The organism is uncultured Thiodictyon sp. (genome assembly GCF_903828115.1).
Taxonomy (GTDB): domain Bacteria; phylum Pseudomonadota; class Gammaproteobacteria; order Chromatiales; family Chromatiaceae; genus Thiodictyon.
Window position 1 is genome coordinate 1 of sequence record NZ_CAIKKU010000260.1, and the last position, 2725, is coordinate 2725.

The 2725-nt window shown below is 68.0% G+C and carries 2 protein-coding genes; one reads left to right on the forward strand and one right to left on the reverse strand.

Annotated features, from left to right (window positions below):
- Positions 1–11: 11 nt before the first annotated feature.
- Positions 12–1169, reverse strand: a complete 1158-nt coding sequence (locus QZY48_RS09845; RefSeq protein ID WP_295430573.1) for an IS630 family transposase — start codon at positions 1167–1169, stop codon at positions 12–14.
- Positions 1170–1615: 446 nt separating this feature from the next.
- On the opposite strand from QZY48_RS09845, the gene QZY48_RS09850 reads away from it, so the two are divergent.
- Positions 1616–2725, forward strand: a 1110-nt coding sequence (locus QZY48_RS09850) for a L,D-transpeptidase family protein (protein WP_295430574.1), incomplete at its 3' end; no start/stop codon positions are given.

Sequence of the window (2725 nt, forward strand, 5' to 3'; positions counted from 1 at the left end):
CTAAACCCCGCCTAGCATGGGATGCGTAGTTTTTCCTCTTCCGGATCGAGGCTCGTTCGGGTCCAAAGCCGGTCGGCGATCGCAAACGGCTCGAGGTTGATCGTCTTCGCAAAGTCGCGCACGCGCGTGATCAGTTCCTCGGCGGTGGCGTGACAGTGATGATAGGTGACATCCTCGCGTAACCAGCGCCACAGGGCTTCGACCGGCATGAAATCAGGGCTATAACTGGGTAGCGGCAGCAGCGTGATGGCCAGTTCCGCGGCCAGCGCCACCACGGCGCCAGCGCGATGATAAGACGCCCCATCCCAGCTCAGGACGATCTCGCGGGTCGGCTCGCACTCACGCAGCCGGTGCAAGACCGTCAGCGTGTGATCGGTGTTGCCGCGGGGGAAATCCCAGATCGCCACCTGGCCGTGGTTGTAGAAATACAGGCCGTAGAAGCTCACCTTGGCCGACAGGCCAGGGGTGTGGGAGCCGACCCACAGGCGCTCCCCGACCGGCGCCCAGCCATACCCCAGATCGGCTTCTTGATGGATGTGGGCTTCATCCACATAGACGATTAACGGCGGTTCGTCCTTCAGGGTGCGTGCCAACAGCGCTTGCAGTTGCACGACGAAAGCCTCGCGCGCGGCGGTCGTGGCACGGTTGAGCAGCGCCTTGGCCTTTTTCCAGGAAAATCCGAGGCGTTTGAGCGCCTGGCGGAGCGTTTCCCGACTGATTTGATGCCCAAACTGCGTCCCGATCCACGTCACCAGTCGCTTGAGGGTCCAGCGCGGCGGCGCCGTGTGTTGCTCAAGCGCGCGGCTTGGTATCAGCCGCCCGGTCTCCAGGTCCTTGTCCACTGCGGGCGCGGCGGCGGCGGCGAGTCCCGCCCGCAGCAGCGCGTCAAGCGCCTGCTCTTTCACCGGGCAAAAAAAGGGGGTGAGACCACCCGTGTGTTGAAAGACCAGCCCTTCGGGACCGGCTTCGTTATACCAGTGCACCCAACGCATCAGCGTTTGCGCATGGTGCGTCGTTCCCCGCGCAACCGCCGTGATGCCATGTCCCTGCTGGGTCAGTTCGTACAAGGCCAGGAACCGTTCACGGGTGCGCGCATGGGCCGCCGTCAACGCTTCAACCCGCAGGTCCTCAGGGGTTTGATTCCACTTGGCGAGATCCAATTTCAGCATACACTTAACGCCTGGCTTTGTGGGTGGCCTCACCGCCTGACGAAATTCCGGGTGCGGGGCTCAACCTTAGCACAAAAACTACACGTTCCGCTCTGGACGCGGTTTAGTATAGTCATCAATGGCCGCGCGGGGAGCGCGGTATCGGAGTTGGCCGCGGCGCCGCATCGCGGCCGGAGGCATCTCCCACAGGGACCTTTCATGTTCCGGGGTAACGGACGAGTCTTCGTGGCCGTTGGCCGGTCGGGCGCGAGCACCGTGGATTCCAGTCGGACGGGTCGGGAACCCCCACCGGCTGAAGCCTCGACCTCCGGTTGCCGCTCGCCGGCTGCCGCTTGCCGGGCGACGCCGCACTCACAGGTGCCATGGCGGCACAGGTCGGTTATGCTATCCGTCATTGAAAATTAACACGGAACCGGTCCGGCAACGGCACCGGCCTGACCACCGACATGGCAACGACACCGACCCCTGATCCCGTCTCCCCCGCCCTGATCACCACGCTGGGACCGAGCGCCCGCCGCCGCCGGCTGCGGATCGGCGCCCGGGTCGCCCTGGCGGCGCCGCTGCTGGTGGCGCTCGGCGCCTGCACCCAGATGGCGAACTTCGTCGCCAAGCCCGAGCCCAGACCCAAGGACGCCGCCGCGGCCGGGCCCCAGGTCGCGGCCAAGCCCGCCGCGCCCGCGGAGGTGGAACCGGGACCGATCCCGCAGCCCCAGGAGAAGCCCAAACCCGGCAAGCTCTACGAGTGGGACGGCGGGGACCGCAAGCTCACCCGGATCATCGTCAATACCGACGAGCAGAAGGCGCGCTTCTATGTCGGGGACGAGCAGGTCGGCTGGACCACAGTCGCCTCCGGGCTCAGCTCGCATCCGACCCCGGTGGGTCACTTCGAGGTCCTGGAGAAGTCCGCCAACAAGCGCTCCAATCTCTACGGCAAGGTGGTCGGCAAGGGCGGCCGGGTGCTGAGCAGCAATGCCAAGGCGGGCCGTGATCAGTTCCCGTCGGGGGCACGCTTCGAGGGCGCCAGCATGCCCTACTACCTGCGCATCACCTACGACGGCGTGGGCCTGCACGCGGGTCCGATCCCGCGCCCGGGCCACCCCGCGTCCCACGGCTGCATCCGTCTGCCGGCCAAGTTGGCCCCCGTGCTCTTCGAGCACGTCGGCGTCGGCACCCAGGTCAGCGTCGTCGGCAGCGGTCCGGATTACGGCAATTACGCCGCCAAGCAACGCGCCTATGCCGCCGAACGGCTCGCCAAGGCGCAGGAGCGCAAGGAGGTCGAGGCGCGTGTCCGCGCCCAGACCACGGCCGCGAGCGACGCGACGGCCCCCGCGCCCGGCCCCGCCGAACCGGTCATCGCCATGGCCGAGCCCGCCGAGCGCCCCGCGGCAAGCCCCATCGCCAAGCCCGAACCCGCCGCCGCGCCGCGCCCAGAACCGGCCAGCCGAACACTGGAGACGCCGCGCGAGCGCGCACCCGCCGCCACGCCGCGCCGCACCGCCGAGGCAACCGTCTCCCGGCCGCGACCCGCCGCGACCCGCGTCCGGCCGGCGCGCGCC